At 41.7% G+C, this 16,498-nt stretch carries 12 protein-coding genes; 5 read left to right on the forward strand and 7 right to left on the reverse strand.

Annotation, left to right across the window (positions count from 1 at the left end):
• Window positions 1–100: 100 nt before the first annotated feature.
• The 5 genes from L1077_RS24405 to L1077_RS24425 form a co-directional block, all read right to left on the reverse strand.
• A complete protein-coding gene (locus tag L1077_RS24405; RefSeq protein ID WP_237139409.1) occupies window positions 101–553 on the reverse strand; it encodes a hypothetical protein in 453 nt (150 codons plus the stop codon).
• On the reverse strand, window positions 550–1,470 hold the full coding sequence (locus tag L1077_RS24410) for a hypothetical protein (protein ID WP_237139410.1): 921 nt from the start codon (window positions 1,468–1,470) through the stop codon (window positions 550–552). Before L1077_RS24410 ends, L1077_RS24405 begins: the two co-directional genes overlap by 4 nt.
• Complete coding sequence (locus tag L1077_RS24415) at window positions 1,457–4,516, reverse strand: DEAD/DEAH box helicase family protein (protein ID WP_237139411.1); 3,060 nt, start codon at window positions 4,514–4,516, stop codon at window positions 1,457–1,459. Before L1077_RS24415 ends, L1077_RS24410 begins: the two co-directional genes overlap by 14 nt.
• 4 nt (window positions 4,517–4,520) lie before the next feature.
• Window positions 4,521–5,123: a class I SAM-dependent methyltransferase gene (locus L1077_RS24420; protein WP_237139412.1), complete on the reverse strand. Its 603-nt coding sequence runs from the start codon at window positions 5,121–5,123 to the stop codon at window positions 4,521–4,523.
• 1,284 nt (window positions 5,124–6,407) lie between these two features.
• Window positions 6,408–7,910 (reverse strand): calcium-binding protein, encoded by a 1,503-nt coding sequence (locus tag L1077_RS24425; protein ID WP_237139413.1) that lies wholly within the window; start codon window positions 7,908–7,910, stop codon window positions 6,408–6,410.
• A gap of 418 nt (window positions 7,911–8,328) precedes the next feature.
• Between L1077_RS24425 and L1077_RS24430 the strand changes: the two genes are divergently transcribed.
• From L1077_RS24430 to L1077_RS24450, 5 genes are all read left to right on the forward strand, one after another.
• Entirely contained in the window at window positions 8,329–9,273 is a 945-nt protein-coding gene (locus tag L1077_RS24430) for a sensor histidine kinase (RefSeq protein WP_237139414.1), read from the forward strand.
• Window positions 9,273–9,830 carry a heme NO-binding domain-containing protein gene (locus tag L1077_RS24435; RefSeq protein WP_237139415.1) on the forward strand — a complete coding sequence of 186 codons (558 nt, stop codon included), beginning with the start codon at window positions 9,273–9,275 and terminating at the stop codon, window positions 9,828–9,830. Before L1077_RS24430 ends, L1077_RS24435 begins: the two co-directional genes overlap by 1 nt.
• A gap of 996 nt (window positions 9,831–10,826) precedes the next feature.
• On the forward strand, window positions 10,827–11,231 hold the full coding sequence (locus L1077_RS24440) for a MerR family transcriptional regulator (protein ID WP_237139416.1): 405 nt from the start codon (window positions 10,827–10,829) through the stop codon (window positions 11,229–11,231).
• Window positions 11,232–11,281: 50 nt separating this feature from the next.
• Window positions 11,282–11,461, forward strand: coding sequence for a hypothetical protein (locus L1077_RS24445; RefSeq protein WP_237139417.1), 180 nt, complete (start codon window positions 11,282–11,284; stop codon window positions 11,459–11,461).
• A gap of 188 nt (window positions 11,462–11,649) precedes the next feature.
• Window positions 11,650–11,826, forward strand: a complete 177-nt coding sequence (locus L1077_RS24450; RefSeq protein ID WP_155731808.1) for a hypothetical protein — start codon at window positions 11,650–11,652, stop codon at window positions 11,824–11,826.
• 273 nt (window positions 11,827–12,099) lie between these two features.
• On the opposite strand, the gene L1077_RS24455 is transcribed toward L1077_RS24450, so the two are convergent.
• Together L1077_RS24455 and L1077_RS24460 are read right to left on the reverse strand one after the other, a co-directional pair.
• Window positions 12,100–15,195 (reverse strand): efflux RND transporter permease subunit, encoded by a 3,096-nt coding sequence (locus L1077_RS24455; RefSeq protein WP_237139418.1) that lies wholly within the window; start codon window positions 15,193–15,195, stop codon window positions 12,100–12,102.
• Entirely contained in the window at window positions 15,192–16,262 is a 1,071-nt protein-coding gene (locus tag L1077_RS24460; RefSeq protein WP_237139419.1) for an efflux RND transporter periplasmic adaptor subunit, read from the reverse strand. Before L1077_RS24460 ends, L1077_RS24455 begins: the two co-directional genes overlap by 4 nt.
• Window positions 16,263–16,498: the final 236 nt, after the last annotated feature.

Here is a 16,498-nt window from a genome sequence, read left to right on the forward strand (position 1 = left end):
AGAAGAGTTATCACCTCTAATAATATTCAATCCGGACTCAAATTCTATTTCATAACCATAATCCAAGCCGTCGTCAGCTAACAGCTTCACTAATAACTTATCAAATTTCATTATTCCACTTCCTTACAGCTTCATTCACCATTTTCTCAGTAATCCCTTTCCCAAGAGCTTTCATTTCCAAGGAGAGTTCAGGCAACAAACCTATCATGTTACTCTTATTCATAAACTCTAAACCTAAATCACTTAATTGAAATGAGCCGTTTGCTAGTCGTAAAATTAGCTTTTCTGAAACCGCAAATTGAAGAGCCATATTTAAAGAGGGGTCTATTCCCCAAACACCCAGAAGTAACTTTTTTTGCTCAGCGGATAACTTAAGAGCCTTGAACCTTTGGCTATCCAATAACGCCCAATTAAGAAGATGTAATTTGAGTAAACTGGCTTTTTTACCTGAACAACATAGTGCTAGAATCATCAAAATTTTTGCAATCTTATACATCGGCCTCAAGTCTGGAATGACAGCAGCCCTTCTTCTATTAAATTCTATTTTACTCATGAGTTAATCCTCATAGGGCACTCTGCTATCCACCTCGCAACCATATGGGTCGTTATCGCATGAAGGTCTTCATATTCAACTTTTGCTAACTGCTGATCTCTATCAAACCTTGAATTAAGCTTTTCTTTCATGCAACTAATAAGCTCTTGAGGAGTTCCTTGCCAAGTAGAAGATTCCTCTTCTACTTCATCTTCAAACTGATTTATAATTTTCAGTATTCTGCTGTACACCTCAGGAGCTTGGATATGAATGCCCTTCAATATTTCATATCCCTTTAAGTATTGCCTTTTAGTTAACTCATTTAGACGTTGATGAGTTTCTTCATTGTAAATCTGATTTATAACACTTCTAACTCTATTTTTACTTTCAATATTATCATCGTATTCAGTAGTTAATACTGGGTCTTTGATAGTGTGATAATTATTATTTGAAAAACTGATTTTTCTACCACCAGCAACCTGTATTTCTCTTATTTCAGAAAGGTATGTATCAATATCATGCACAAGAACTATAAAGTCTTCATCAATAAATGGTAAACCAAAATCTCTAACCATTTTTTCCTTCTTTCTCACGTGTGATAGAATTTCATTTTTTGATACTGTAGGCGTAATAAATATCCATGTCTTGAATTTAGATTCACCAACTCTTTTTAATATTTCTGAGGAATAGGTTTTTAACTTATTTAAATCTTCAGTTATTTTATCTCGCTGCTTTTCATACAATGTATTAGTATCATATTCCTTTTCTGGACAATAACACTGTATGAAAACTCCTTTATCTAAAACAAAACCTTCCACGCCAAAATCACCTGGCGAAGATACCATCTCCTGATACTGTTCATACTTTCTTTTAAAGACTGATTGGATTAACCTTTCCCAACTACCCCCATCCAAATAACCCAAGCTAGTTTGTATCATATTTTTTAAACCTCATAATATCTCTCAACCGCGCAAACGTTACAAACTCATCACTGGCTTCCATGACTGTATACTCTGGGTTTCTTGCCACAAGTAGGTAAGTTATTTCACCTTGCGCATTTATCTTTTTTTGTACATCACGTAATAAAAATTGCTCATCACCTGCGCTATCAAAGCGCTCTATGGCAATGGTGGTATTGGTGATCGAGCCTGCGTTATCGGGTGTGATGCGCTCAAGCAGGAGTAGATCACCGTCTAGAATCGGGTGCTTTCCGCCGTTCATGGAATTGCCGCTGGCGTGCGCCAAGAAGTGTTTTTGAGGGTCGACTTTACCGCAGCCTTCAGGGGCTGGCAGGGTTGTCATATCACTGGTGTCGCCCGTTTTAAAATGACCGCACGCGATTTTTAAATTTGGGAAATATGGCAGCTGAACAATATCGGCCTCATCCGCTGAATTATCGTGAGGTGGGGTATTATCCACTGAGGTTAGTTCAGCGCCTGTTGAACTGTCGTTTTTACCCTCAACCTCTTGATGAATAGTGCTATTTGCTTGCTGTTGTTCAAACTCGGTTAACTTGTCACTTTTACTTTTGAGGTAATTAGCTAGTCGATATTGGCTTAGTTCAAGTATGCAGTCATAAAGCTGCGCTACATCTTGCTCATTAACCTCGATGTTGAGCTTAAACAACGCATCCTCTATGGAAGTATTTACAGGTTGTTCAACCACAAACCAATGATGGTCTTTGCGCTTGTGCGCTGGTTTGGCAATGTCGGTAAACGCATTGATCGGATTGATTAACCAATACTTAAACCAAGCTGCACTGCCTTTGGTTTTACTTTGATCTTTTTTTGCAATGTCTAAAGCACGCAACTGCGGGTAGTGCATCAGCACATCATAACTTTTATCGGCCAATACCTTTAAACTGGGGGGATTTGAAACCCCGTCCAATGCAACAAACGCTTCCAGCAAAATAGCTTTAAAGCATTTGGTCATGGGTGTTTGCTCAACGCCTTTATGTAAGAATGTTTGGAAAGGTGCAAGCCACTGTGAGGTGATGGTTTTGCTAAGCCCTGCGTTTGCTACCAGCTCAAACCAACTGCCTTGCTGTTTGGCTTTTTTAATATCGCCATATTCATGGAAAAATTCGCTGGCACTGGGGCCATGCCCGAGTAGTTCAGTAAGATTCTGATAGTCTTCAAGTGCTGTGGTGCGCTGTGCTTTAGCAAGCTTTTGCCAAAAGTCGGTAATGGCCAAATCGTAATTAATAAAACAGCCATCGGGTAATGTGCAGTTCTGCTCGTTGTGCTTTAGTTTTGTCGCCAATTCCTTGGGTGAATGTGCGCCAAGCAAAGCATAGGGTTTGTTTAAAAAGCTATGGTGATTACCAATAAAATCCATCACCACTAAATGGGTTTTATCAGGGCATCGTCTGAGCCCTCTGCCAAGCTGCTGCAAAAACAAAATTTTGGACTCGCTTGGCCTGAGCATCATCACGGTATCAATGCTTGGGATATCAGTACCTTCATTGAATAAATCAACACTGAATATGACCTGTAGCTTGCCAGATTCCAACTGTGCCAGCGCTTCACAACGCTTGACCTTTGAGTCACCGTGCACTGATGCTGCGCGGATCCCCGCCTGATTAAAGTACTCCGCCATATGATCGGCATGCACTCTGGAAATACAAAACGCCAACGTGCGCGTTTGTGCAAGCTTGTTGTAGTGCTGTAATGCATGCTTGGCTCTTTGCTCTGTGGCAAAGTGATTATCTAAGCTCTTTGGATCAAATTTACCATTTCGCCATGGTATAGCGGTGTAGTCTACGCTTTCATCCCAAATACCGTAGTAATGGAATGGCGCAAGCGTTTCCGCTTCGATGCCTTGCACCATGTTACGCTCATACACGAGGTTATTGTCACACAAGCCCAAAACATCAGCTTGGTCGGTGCGCTCAGGCGTTGCGGTTAAGCCCAGCAAAAACTGCGGGGTAAAATACGACAAAACATTGCGATACATTTTACTGCTCGCATGATGAAATTCATCAATGATGATGTAATCAAAATGCGCCGCAGAGAAGTTAGCTAAATTACTGGTTTTACCAAGTGTTTGTACTGATGCAAACAAGCAATCTGACTCGATGTGTTTAGACTTTGCGTTGTAAAAACCAACTTTGCAGCCAAGTAGATGAGTAAAGGCTTTAGCGGCTTGTGAAAGGATCTCGTCACGATGTGCAACAAACAAGATTTTTTTAGCTTTTACCTTCTGTGCATCCAGTGCCGCGAGCCAAGTTTTTCCCATGCCTGTTGCCAGTACCACAAGACCCCGTTTATAGCCATTGGCTCTGGTTTGGGTGAGCTTTTTTAGTGCAGCTTCCTGCTCTGGCCTTGGTGGGAACACCTCAGGTGACTCTTCATTGATACCTGCACTCACAGCGCGAAATTCAGGTTTAACTCTGCGCTTTTGATACGCTTCAATCCACTGATCAGTTAGGTTGCTCACTTGTGGATGGTTAAATACGGCCTCAAACGCCCGTTTAAATTCAAAAAAGGCATCATCGTTAGTGCTTGGTGACACAGGTAAATAGTCATGCCGAAAAGCCCATTCGAGTCCGCTTGTCAGTGCGACTTCACTAATATTATTCGAGCCAACAAACGCACTGCCCTCATATATTTGACCGTCTTCACCCTGTGTTTTGGTGAAAATGTATGACTTCATATGAAAGCTATCTTGGGGTTTAGTCTCAAATATCCTGATCTCAGCCCCCAAGCTTTGTAGAGATATAAGCGCTTTTAGTGCCTGCGGACAGGTATACCCTAAATAATCAGAGGTAAGTAGTTTTAGGCTGGTGTCATTATTCAGCGCGGTATACAGGGCATCAAACACTAAATTCAGCCCTGAACGCTGAATAAAAGAAACGGAAATCTCTATTTCATCAGCGTGCTCGATAGCTTGCAGCAGCGCAGGAAGGAGCGGATCATCCCCTCCGGTATAGAGTTGTTTTTGGGTGTTTAGTTGATGTGTTCTTCCTTGGTTAAAACTATTCACTTGATTAATCCTTCCTAAGTAAACAATTTAACCAAAGTTCGTTCTCTCGCCCGGGCCGCCTATCTTCAGTCACCCATACTTTGATGGCATCAAGTGAAGGTAGTCCTTCAAGTAACTGCGCTAAGCCTTTTTCATCGAGATCTGAAAAGTGCCGCTCGCCGTGTATTCGTTCACCTTGCCCATGTTTAAATGAGGCGTACATGACCCCCTTGGGCTTGAGTGCTTGTTCAAGGTTTTGCATAACGCGTGGTAAATGTCGATGTTCAACATGCAATAAACTGGCACACGCCCAAATACCATCGAACTCTGCGACGTGATTGAATGATTCAAAGTGTGCGTGTTGCACTGGTTGGTTTAGCAGGTTGGAAGCAATTTCAACGAGCTCAGGACAGGCATCCATCGCGCTTACCTGAAAACCTTGCTTTTTGAATGCCAATGCATCACGGCCACTGCCACATCCTGCATCGAGAATATGCAGCTGCGAATTGGGTTTGTCTTGTAGTGCTTGTAAAAAAGGCGTGTACAGTGGCTGCATATCTACATTCAGAGTAGCATCTGCAAATTCTTGGGCATGTTGACTGTAATAATGGAAAGTAGACTCGGACATCGATCACCTTAAAAAATAATACTCTGCGGTGGCACGTATAGACAATGACTGACTTTGATAGGTCCTGCTACACGCGATTCAAAAATCCTTTAACCGCTTACTTCTAACTCATTGCTATTAACAAATAACTTTGTATTAATTAATTTATAGCTTGCCATCATTTAACACGATTTCCCACACTATTTATAGTGTTTTAGCTCGGATATTCGGGATTTTTTTGAATTTAATGTGACAGAAGCAACATTTAAAATTTAGAAAACTTTTTAATATAACCTTTTTATTCTAAAAGAACCCATTACATGCAATTACATCTATTTTGTTATTTGCATTTATGTTTTGTTTGATGTGTTGAGTTTTCGGGTGAGAATAACAGATATGGGCCCTGAATAGAGTTTCGGGTGACGTAGGGTTAGAACTGAGTGCTCAATTTTAGACATATATAACTCCCAACCTCGTCATTGCGGGCTTGCCCCGCAATCTATTCTTTTAAACAACCTAAATGGTAGGCCCTTTGAGTGAACAGAAAATGGTTCCTGACGTTCGTCAGGATGACGCAGATGAAACTCAGCTTAAGTCTAAACACCCGCCATTGCGGGCTTGCCCCGCAATTCATTCTTTTAAACAATTTCAATAGTCAGCGCTTTGGGTGAGTAGAAAATGGATCCTGACGTTCGTCAGGATGACGGGAGTTGAAACCTGCTTTCTATTTAAACGCCCGCCATTGCGGGCTTGCCCCGCAATCTATTCTTTTAAACAACCTAAATGGTAGGCCCTTTGAGTGAACAGAAAATGGTTCCTGACGTTCGTCAGGATGACGCAGTTTGGATTCTGTTCAAATCTTAACATGCGTCATTGCGGGCTTGCCCCGCAATCTACTCTTTTAAACAACCTGAATGGTTGGCGCTTTGAGTGAGCAGAAAATGGATCCTGACTTTCGTCAGGATGACGCAGTTGGGATTCTGTTTAAATCTAAACATTCGTCATTGTGGGCTTGCCCCGCAATCTATTCTTTTAAACAACCTGAATGTTGGCCCTTTGAGTGAACAACATATGGATCCTGACCTTCGTCAGGATGACGCAGTTGGGATTCTGTTCAAATCTTAACATCCGTCATTGCGGGCTTGCCCCGCAATCCATTTGCTTTATAAAACTAAGTTAATACACAACTGCACGCACTCAACAGAGCTCCATAATCTATTCTCCAATACCATAGCCACCCCCCCCCCCCCATCCAAAAAGCCCACAAATGTGGGCTTGGGTTGATAACCTAATTACCAGATCAGGTTAGTCACATGAAATTATATTGCCGTCTTTGTTATGGCATTGCTGGCTTTGGCCGATTTGCCATACACAGTTATAAGCCACATTGTTTTCCATACAGTGAGTGTATGTGCCATACATGCCATTACCTGGGTTGAAAGACACTTTCCACTCGTAATATGACCAAGGCGTGGTCGAGCGGTTATCTAACCAGCGGTAAAACACCGATGATGAAACTATGTCGTACAAGGCATGGGGCTTTTGGTTTTCTTTATAACTGCGCCAACCGTTTTTAAAGCCTGAGTGCGAGTTATCCATTTCTACTACGGCATCAGCGGCATCAAAATAGGGGTTATCAAAGTTACTGCGCTTATCCACTTTTGACAGCAAACCTTGATAGTCATCTACCCAAGTCGTGCCTTCGCATTTATCTAGTAAGAACATACCTTTGTCATTGCCCTGACCGCACGAACCTTGTGGCGCACTGTCGCCAGTCCAAATGTAATCGCCGTTTTTGCCGCCTTCAATTTTGGCATCATACCCCGTTGAAAGCGCGATGATCACATCGTTTCCTTTACCCCCTTCTTGATCAGAAAACTCACCGTTAGTCACGAGGATATCGTCGCCGTGATTACCCCAGGCTTTGTGCCAGCGCTTGTTGTTCGAATTTCCGTCGCCATCTTCAAATAACGCATCATCGCCGTCGCCGCCATGTAAACGGTCTTCACGGCCTTCGTTACCCGCAAGGTAATCGTCGCCATCATCACCATATAAGGTATCGCTGCCTCTGCCGCCGCTTAGTACATCATGACCATTACCGCCGTACAGTTTATCTGCACCATCTTTACTGTGGTCGCAGTGCGGTGCATCGTAAATATCACCACCATTGGCGTTTTCAAGCACACACCCGCCGCCAATGTAATCATTATCATTACCACCGTACAGTCTATCTTCGCCTTGACCACCCATGATAAGGTCACCGCCGTTGTCACCTAAAATCGTATCGTTGTTGTACGAGCCCAATAATTTGTCATGACCGCTACCGCCGCGGATAGAGTCATTACCATAACCGCCATCCACTTCATCATCGCCATTGTCACCTAAAATGGTGTCGTTACCGCTGTTACCAAAAATCGTATCGTTGTTATTTCCACCGCGAATATAGTCGCTCTGACGACCAGTAGTGATGTGATCGTTACCATCGCCGCCATACACCTTTCGAATGACATTGACATCCTTGCCGTTGTAGGTGTCATTACCACCGTTAAGCACGGCATAAACCTCGTCAATTTGACTCAAATAAAAGTTATCGCAACTGCTACTGTTGCCCACTCTTCGAGTAACCTTTAAATTATCGCCAGACACGCTAAATGTGAACTTTTCACTGCTATTCGTGCCATGAATTTTTAGTGTATCGCCGTCAATGTAAGCGATTGCGCCGTCGCTTAAACCGCCGCAGCCCGCCATCGCATAATTTGACAAACCCAATGCTAAAGCTGCGCAGAGTGTACTTTTTTTAAACATCATTTTATTTCCTCAATATGATTGATATAGAGGCATTTTTAATCCTTTACTTGCCTACTCAAGAGGAAGCTAAAAAGCAAATAAGTAAGAAAAGTGAAGGCGGCCACTCCTAGCCTTTTTTGGCGCCAACGGTATGCATTTTGGCAGCATTTGCCAGTACCAGTTTGCAAAACAGCTTTGCTTTTCGCAAATTGAGACTCTTCGCCTTTGCCTCGTGAAGTTTCGCATTTTGAGAAATAATTTCGCCTTTCTAGGTCTTTGCAATATGCAAAAAGCGCATTTTCATTCGCCATCAAACTGAGGCTAGCATTTCCTTACTCACTGTTTTTTATACGTATAAATTACAAAATAGCCAAATATAGCTAAATTGGAGCTATTCTTGCTTTGATGTTAGTAAATGTAACGACTAGATTGGATTTGCATGACAACACTAGAAGCAAGTAAAACCATCGCGCTACTTGAGAAAAAGCTGCAACGTGCGCTAGCAGGTAAAGCACACGCTGAAGATTTACTCGAGTCCAGAGCTCGCAGCTTATACAAAGCAAATGAAGAACTTTGTGAAGCACTTGAGGCGCTCAAAAAGCAAGAGGTGCAACTAATCCAACAAGAGAAGATGGCTTCTCTGGGGCAGCTTTCTGCTGGTGTTGCACATGAATTAAACACCCCCACAGGCTATGCCAAATCGAATATTGAGACGCTTAAAATGTATCTCATTACTTTGCTGGCGTATCAGGACGATCTTGAAAAAATGGTACCAAACGAGCAGGCAATGTTAGCGCTCAAATCCAGCTACGACGTCGCCATTATTCAAGACGATATTCCAGACTTGATGGATGAATCCTTGTGCGGCCTCAATAAAATTGCGTCAATTGTTACTGAGCTACGCAACTACACACATATCGACAACGAAGAAATGGTACCAGAGGATCTCAACCTAGTCCTCGATCAAGCAATAAATTTGGCTCAGAGCAGCTTTAAACATCACGCGACCTTGAACACCCAGCTAGGAAAATTACCAAAGCTAGTGTGTAGTGGTAACAAGCTGTGCCAAGTGTTTTTAAACTTATTAATCAATGCTGGTCAAGCAATTGAGAAGCTGGGCAGAATTGACATCAGCAGCAGCTTTGATGAGCGACATATTTACGTGACTATTGCCGATGACGGCATGGGGATCTCAGCACAAAATCTACGCAATATATTTGACCCATTTTTTACCACTAAGCCGGTCGGAAAAGGCACCGGATTGGGCCTCTCAATTTCTTATAAAATCATTCAGCAACACAAAGGTAAAATCGCCGTTGAAAGTACAGAAGGTAAAGGTACACGCTTTACCATTAGTCTTCCATTCAAACCGGAGTTTGCATAATGAAAGGTCATATTTTTATGTTACTTGAAGAGTTTGTCACTGAAGTCGCCAGTGAAGAAGTGTTATACGACGCTTTTGAAGCTTGCACATTTGACACAAACACTGCCTTTGTACGAACAGAAAACTACCCTGACGAGCACCTTATTGAATTGGTCGATATCGTCATCAATAAAATAGGTATTACACTCGCACAAGCGCATTTTAGCTTTGGTAAATGGCTTTACCCAAGGCTGTCAGGGTTACTGCCAAAGCATTTCACTGATTACGCACACCCAGCGTATGTGTTGCAACAACTGGATGACTTACATCATATCGAACTTAAAAAGCTCTACCCAGATGCGCTGCCGCCAAAATTCCAATACAAGACGTTATCTTTATTTGAAGCGCAGCTGATTTATACTTCTTCACGTAGAATGTTCGATCTGGTTGAAGGCGTACTGGCTGGCATGGCCGCATACTATGGCGTACAAATCACAGTTACTAAACAGCTAAATTGGCAAGAAAACCCAAACAGTGCAAAGTATTTAATTACTTACGCTAACGGCGTTGAACTTTAAAACCTCAGTATGGGTTAAGCTACCTCTTTCCCAGTATAACGCCTATAAAGCTGAGGTACAGGAAGATACAGCATATTTTCATAGAAAAGAAATAACAACATAATTGGACGTTTATAGAATCAGTTTAATGTGCCGAGGTTAATACCATATCCATAAACAATAGATTTATTAGGTCAATTTTCGTTCTAACCTAATTGTTTTCCTTCGTAATACCCTGATCCGATAATATGGATATGATAAAAGTACTAGCGTTAATGCAACATAATGTAATAGACCAAAAAAGCGGTATACCGGAATAAACACATTGAGATTCAGGAAACCTCTTAGTACTAGCTCAATAAAGTTAATGGTCATAGTGGTGAACAAGATATAAATGCAATACCTTGTAGCAGGCGAATAAACGCAGCGACACAGGGAATGAAGTATGTAAACAGACATTATGCAGGTAAAGCCAAAGCACATTTTAAAAAAATAAAATAGCCGACGTCTCAACATGACTTCCATATCAGCATCTATCAATGCACTGTTAATTGGTTCATCTGTAAATTGCAAAATAAACACAACAAAAAAAGTGATACTCCATGACAAAAAGCGTTTGTCAATCTCACCCTTCCTCTCACAAGGCTTACGGTGTAATTTTATAACCCCCCTAAAAATCAAATCATAAATAAAATATATCAAAGCAAACAAAAGGGAAACTTGAAAGCCACGATGAGCTACGACATTAGCTAATACTGATTCTACATAATATGACAAGTTCTCACTCCAACAGCACCTCCTTGATGAACTTAAATGGATGTTTTTTCTCTAAATAGAGAACAATATAATTTATAAACTTGCAACATTTTAACCTTTTAAGATTTAACCATCCAGATATAATCACTATTTATTCAATTCGTTAACCTTCTTGACGTTTATATCAACTATCCGCACTTAACAAGTTATCATTTATGTGACAAAGTAACAAAAGCTAAAACATTAGAGATAGGGATAGTTATGTTGGATATAGGCAAAGTAACTGAAAAAACAGGTATTAATGCCTCTGCACTGAGATTTTACGAATCAAAAGGCCTTATCAAACCAGCGGGCAGAAAAGGTTTACGGAGGTATTACGCGGATAATATTATAGAACAGCTATCTATTATTGCGCTTGGCCAAACTGCTGGGTTTACTTTGGATGAAATTGCCTCTTTTTTTAGCGGCAAAAGCATTGAGATAGATAGAGATATGCTGCTCCAAAAGTCAAAAGATATCGCATTAAAAATCAGCCGGTTACAAGCAATTGAAGCGGAGCTCATTAAAGTAGCTAACTGTCCGAATTCAAACCACTTTGACTGTCACAATTTTAACAAGTTACTAAATAACTCATTTAACACCACAAAGACCTTTAACAAATTTTAAAATTCTGATAACTTAAATAATGAACTATATATTCAACAAGGAATAATGCAGTGAAATTAAAAATAAATAAAAAAGCAATTAAATCACTCTCTAATGACAGCAAAGCTATCCCAGTAATGCAAACACCAAATATTGCAGGTGGTAATAATCCATTCCCATACACAGTGTTTGAAAAAGGCTGTCGCTGGTTCACTCACATGCAAGTACATACATGTAACAACCCGTACTAATCAATTTTTTTGATTTAAAAGCTCAAACTAAAAATAGTTTGGGCTTTTTTATGGCATAAACAATAGCTTTCTAAGCCTTTGAATCACAAAATTATAAGATAATTATATAGCTTTTATCATTTCATCATATTTACCCTTCCTGCTAATTTTTTGAGTGAAATTAAACTCAAACTTAAAAGGAAGAAGCTATGAAGCTAGTCATTTCTAAAAAGCCACTCAAACGTTTGTTAAACGAACAAGCACTCAGTAATAAACTAACACCTCAAATAGGTGGCGGTTATCCACACTACCCTCCAACTAAGGTAGATGTTGGCTGTAGATGGCACACTAGGCAGTATGCTGAGACATGTCATAATCCAAAATAAACTTTGTTTTATAGTCATCTTGATGCAGCTTTAAACTAAAAATAATAGCTGCATTTTTTAAACCAGAATACATGGAGAGAATATAACTAACGATAATAAAAAGTCACATCCATGTGACTCTGCTTGCTTGGAAGGTATTATTCAAGGTCGTAACTTGAATACCGCAAGTCTAGTCAGAGAATATGCAAATAAAATGGAGGAAAACTTTTTATTTTAAAATACAGTGAGATATGACCAGTATAATTACTGGCCATATAGGATTAATCTGATTACCTAGGTCGCTATACGTTTAAGCTTTGCAATAAACGAAGTCGTGCGCTTTTTTTGCATTAACCAATAACAACTTGGCACAAAGAAAAACGACAATACAGTCGTTAATACGGTGCCACCCGCTATTGCAATTGCAAACGGTGGCCAGAAACTCCCTCCCGCTAAAATTAACGGCAAAAATCCCCCAACAGTTGTGATGGTTGTTGAAGTAATATGCCGAGCACACGTCATCACACCAGTTACAATGTCATCGACGCTACTTGCTTCATTGGCCCTGAGTTCAGATAAAATCACAATAGCTGCATTAATCGCTAGCCCCATTAGACCGAGCAAGCCGATGATCACGGTAAATCCAAATGGGAAGCCCGCGATGTACACACTTAAAATCCCTAACATGGCAGACTGAAAGGCTGTGATGAGGATCAGTCCTGTTGTTGTAAAAGAATTAAAAGTCAGTACCAACACAGTAATCAGTACAACAAAAATCACCCCAACTTTACCCAGCAGACTGCCCACCGCTTGATCTCGCTGCTGAGACTCACCACCGATCTCTAAACGATAACCAACAGGTAAAGTAAACTGCTCTTTTTCAAGTTGAAGTTGGAGATCTTTCAGTACCTTAGCAGGTAATACATCCGCTTGTAAAAATGCTTCAACCACATTTAAACGCTCGCCATTACGACGATGAATGGTACTTTGCTCAGGCACAATATGACTCGTTGCAAATGCCGACAATAATAAAGGCTGGTTGCCCATGATCTCCACATTAGCAAGGCCATCCAGCCCATCGCGATATTGATTATCAAATCTTAAGTTAACAGGTACAGTTTCAGTATCCTCTAGTACACTTGCGACCGTCACGCCTTGAGACTGAGCTTGCAATTGGGCAGCAACACGTTGAGCTTGTGCACCTGCGTGAATTAGTTGCGACTCTTGAGCCAATAACTCAACCTTTGCGGCACCGGACTGCAATGTCGTGCGCGTATGTGTCACTTCAGGGTGTGCAATAACGGTTTGCTTAACCCGCTGGCCTAATTCCGCTAAATTATCGAGATCTGGGCCAAATATTCTAATTTCTATCGGCGCATTAAATGGCGGGCCTTGCTCTAGCTTCCTAACCAAGGTTTGTGCCTCAGGAAATGCGCGATCAAGTTCAACTTGTAAAGTTCGGATCAGTTCATTGGCACGCTCAAAATCTGTCACTTTGACCATGGCCTGAGCGTAGTTTCGCGCGCCTTTGTCTCTTTGCATCAAGTTGTAATAAAAAATTGGAATGTTACGTCCGACCATCCAATCTAAACGCTCGATCCCCTCGTGGTTTAAAATATGCGCATCCATTCTTTTCACCAGTGCTTTGGTCGCATGTATGCTGGCATTGTCGGACAAGCGAATTTCTATATGGAACATATCTCTATCCGCTGGCGGGAAAAACTGCTCCGTCAATTTACCAGCAGAAATAAAACCAATCACTGGGAGCACCATGACACACAGCGCTGTTAAAACGGGCCTATTCAAAGAGCGGCTAAGTAACTGTTCAAAGATCTGACTAAGCCCTTTTAATCTGATCCCTTGTGTTAAAAAGCCTGAACTATTTTGCGCATCAACTTGTACATATTTACCTGCAAATACGGCAATCAAGGTATGCGAAATAAGATAGGAACCTATCAACGCGAAGATAACACTCAGTGCAATGCCGCCAACAAATTCACCTGATGGACCTGGCATGAGCACAATTGGCATAAATGCCAAAATAGTGGTCAGTGTTGAGCTTAATAGTGGTAGCCAAAAATGGTGCACCGCTTTTGACACTGCTTTAATCACAGCCAAACCTTGCTGACGGTATCTCTGTATGGCATCAGTGATCACAATGGCGTTATCAACCATAATACCCAGCGCAACCACTAATCCAGTTACCGAGATCTGATGAATAGGCAGGCCATATATATTCATACAGGCCAAAGTAAACATGACGGTCAAAGGTAGTGCCATACCAACGATAATGGCGGCTCTCAGCCCCAGTGTGACAAATAGTACTGCCAAAATCAGCACAAAACCGAGCAAGATGTTATCTAATAAACTGCCTAATCTGTCCTCTGTGTAACCTTTTTGGTCGAACAGGCTATGCAGTTGGATATTATTTGGCAATGTTTTACTAAATTCGTTTAATAGGGCATCAATCTGATCAGAAAACTTATCAATGCGCACATCAGGGAGCATGCGAATACCCAAGTACGCGCCCGGCAGCCCATCCACCCAGGCAATTTCTTGCTGCGGTTCAACCAAGACACGCTCTACGGTAGCGATATCACTCAACTGTACTTGACCGTAGCGGCTATCACTTTGAATAGGAATCGACGCAATGCGTGGAATGGACTTGAACTCGCCACTCAACTCAACCTGCATTTGAATTTGCGCATTGCTTATCATCCCCGCAGAGACTTTCGCATCCGCATTTTTTACCGCATGCGCTACTTGCTCGAATGATAAGCCAGCTAATTTTAATTTAGCTGGGTCAAGTGTGACTCTCACTTCCTCATTTGCCACACCAAATAAGTGAACCACCTCAACTCCGCTTTGATTACGTAGTTGATTACGAAGCTCTTTGGTGTAGCGATTCACGGCGATTTGTTTGGCCTGCTGCAAAGATAAAGACTCAGTTTCATCCGGCTCTATGGTCAGTGCAACAATTTTGGTATAGGCATATCCCCTATCGTCTTCGAGCAAAGGTGACGAGGCATCTTCTGGCAGTTCTATTTGCACATCAGCAAGCAAGTCTCGCATTCTCGACCACACCGGCGTGCTGTCTGTCACGGCATCTTCAAGTTCAATACTTAATACACTGATCCCGGCACGTGACATTGCAATAAGGTTTTTAATCTCGGACTGTTGCTTTAACTTTTGCTCAATTTTTTCAGTAACTTGAGCCTCGACCCGGGCAGCAGACGCGCCCGGTAAATACGTCGTGACAAAGGCAAAACGGTTGATAATACGGGGATCTTCTGTTCGCGGTAAGCTGCTTAGTGCAGCAAAACCAGACACCAGTAGCAGCGCAATGAGTAACACCTGAAATCGAACGTTTTTGAGCAAAAATGCTATCATTGCTGCTCACCTCGGGTCGCAACCGACTGGACGATATCTACTTTTATATTTGCAGCGACTTTATGTGTCCCGTTGGCTAAAATCTTAGTGCCATTTTCCAAGTCGCCATCTATAAACGCATATTGCCCATCGCTATGTAACACCTCAACCGCTGTCGGTTGTAAATGCCCTTGCTCAATTTGATATATCTGCCAAGTACCACGCGTGCCGTTGGTTAACGCACTCATTGGTACCCAATAGCCTAATTTTTCGCGCTTTTTCGCAATGATCATAGAAGCCATCTGACCAGAAAAAACAACAGCGTCGCTTGGTAAAGAAAAACGCAGTTGTACGGTTCTTGAAATTGGATCTAAATTGGTCCCACCGGAGCGTTTTTGCGCTTGATACACACTACCACCAATCGTAATAGGCATCATCGGCTGTATATTTGATAACAAATTTTGCGGCACGCCGATACGCACTTCTGAATTGCTCTGCTCTAATACTCGTAACGCAATTTGACCGGGCCCCACAACCTCACCTATTGACACCTCACGCATAGCAATAACACCATCAAACGGCGCCTTGAGGTGCGCTTTATCTAACCTTACATCCATGCCTTTCAACTTCACATTAAGCACCTGAATTTCGGCTTTTAATACCGCAATTTGAGAGCGGTTTTGGTCTAGTTGCTGCTGGGCGGAGTAATTCGACTTACTCAACTTTAATAATCGTTCGCTATCTTGCTGCGCCAGTGTGAGTTGGGCTTTGATCTTGTCTAGGTTGGCAAGTAACTCTAGCTTTTCAATTTCAAGTAACTGGGTGTCTTGTTTAGCAAGTATCTGCCCTTTTTTGATAGTGTCGCCTTGATCTGCATACAAAGCCTCTAAAACACCACTAAATTCAAAGCCTATCTCAGCTTCTTGATGTTTAACGACTTGCCCTGTTACCTGACGAAATTGATGAAAGCCAGTTGCTTGCTGCAAACTATAAGCTGCAACTGGCAGCCCTTTTTTCTCAGCACCTTGGTTATCTGCCCATGCCCAGTGCGCATTCATCAACAACATTAAGCCCAATAAAACTCTCATAATGGTTCCTTGCGAATTTCTATACTTTATATACTTGCTGAGCCAGCCTAGAGTTTAGTGCATTGTGTCATATGTATGTAAACTCAAATATAAAGCGTTTAAAACACCTAGAGCGGACGATAAAGGCCCGCTCATCCAATGTTGTCGTACAATCGAAATTAGAATAAATTATCTAAAGTCGTGTTCATTGTACCCTTGTTTGATTTTTATACTAGGCATACTAAATAAATTTCAAT

Source organism: Pseudoalteromonas luteoviolacea, from assembly GCF_021654285.1.
Classification (GTDB): domain Bacteria; phylum Pseudomonadota; class Gammaproteobacteria; order Enterobacterales; family Alteromonadaceae; genus Pseudoalteromonas; species Pseudoalteromonas luteoviolacea_J.

Excerpts from the sequence above, each read along its gene's own strand:
- L1077_RS24405 (WP_237139409.1), bottom strand. The coding sequence starts at position 553 with ATGAGTAAAATAGAATTTAATAGAAGAAGGGCTGCTGTCATTCCAGAC.
- L1077_RS24410 (WP_237139410.1), bottom strand. The coding sequence starts at position 1,470 with ATGATACAAACTAGCTTGGGTTATTTGGATGGGGGTAGTTGGGAAAGG.
- L1077_RS24420 (WP_237139412.1), bottom strand. The coding sequence starts at position 5,123 with ATGTCCGAGTCTACTTTCCATTATTACAGTCAACATGCCCAAGAATTT.
- L1077_RS24425 (WP_237139413.1), bottom strand. The coding sequence starts at position 7,910 with ATGATGTTTAAAAAAAGTACACTCTGCGCAGCTTTAGCATTGGGTTTG.
- L1077_RS24430 (WP_237139414.1), top strand. The coding sequence starts at position 8,329 with ATGACAACACTAGAAGCAAGTAAAACCATCGCGCTACTTGAGAAAAAG.
- L1077_RS24435 (WP_237139415.1), top strand. The coding sequence starts at position 9,273 with ATGAAAGGTCATATTTTTATGTTACTTGAAGAGTTTGTCACTGAAGTC.
- L1077_RS24440 (WP_237139416.1), top strand. The coding sequence starts at position 10,827 with ATGTTGGATATAGGCAAAGTAACTGAAAAAACAGGTATTAATGCCTCT.
- L1077_RS24450 (WP_155731808.1), top strand. The coding sequence starts at position 11,650 with ATGAAGCTAGTCATTTCTAAAAAGCCACTCAAACGTTTGTTAAACGAA.
- L1077_RS24455 (WP_237139418.1), bottom strand. The coding sequence starts at position 15,195 with ATGATAGCATTTTTGCTCAAAAACGTTCGATTTCAGGTGTTACTCATT.
- L1077_RS24460 (WP_237139419.1), bottom strand. The coding sequence starts at position 16,262 with ATGAGAGTTTTATTGGGCTTAATGTTGTTGATGAATGCGCACTGGGCA.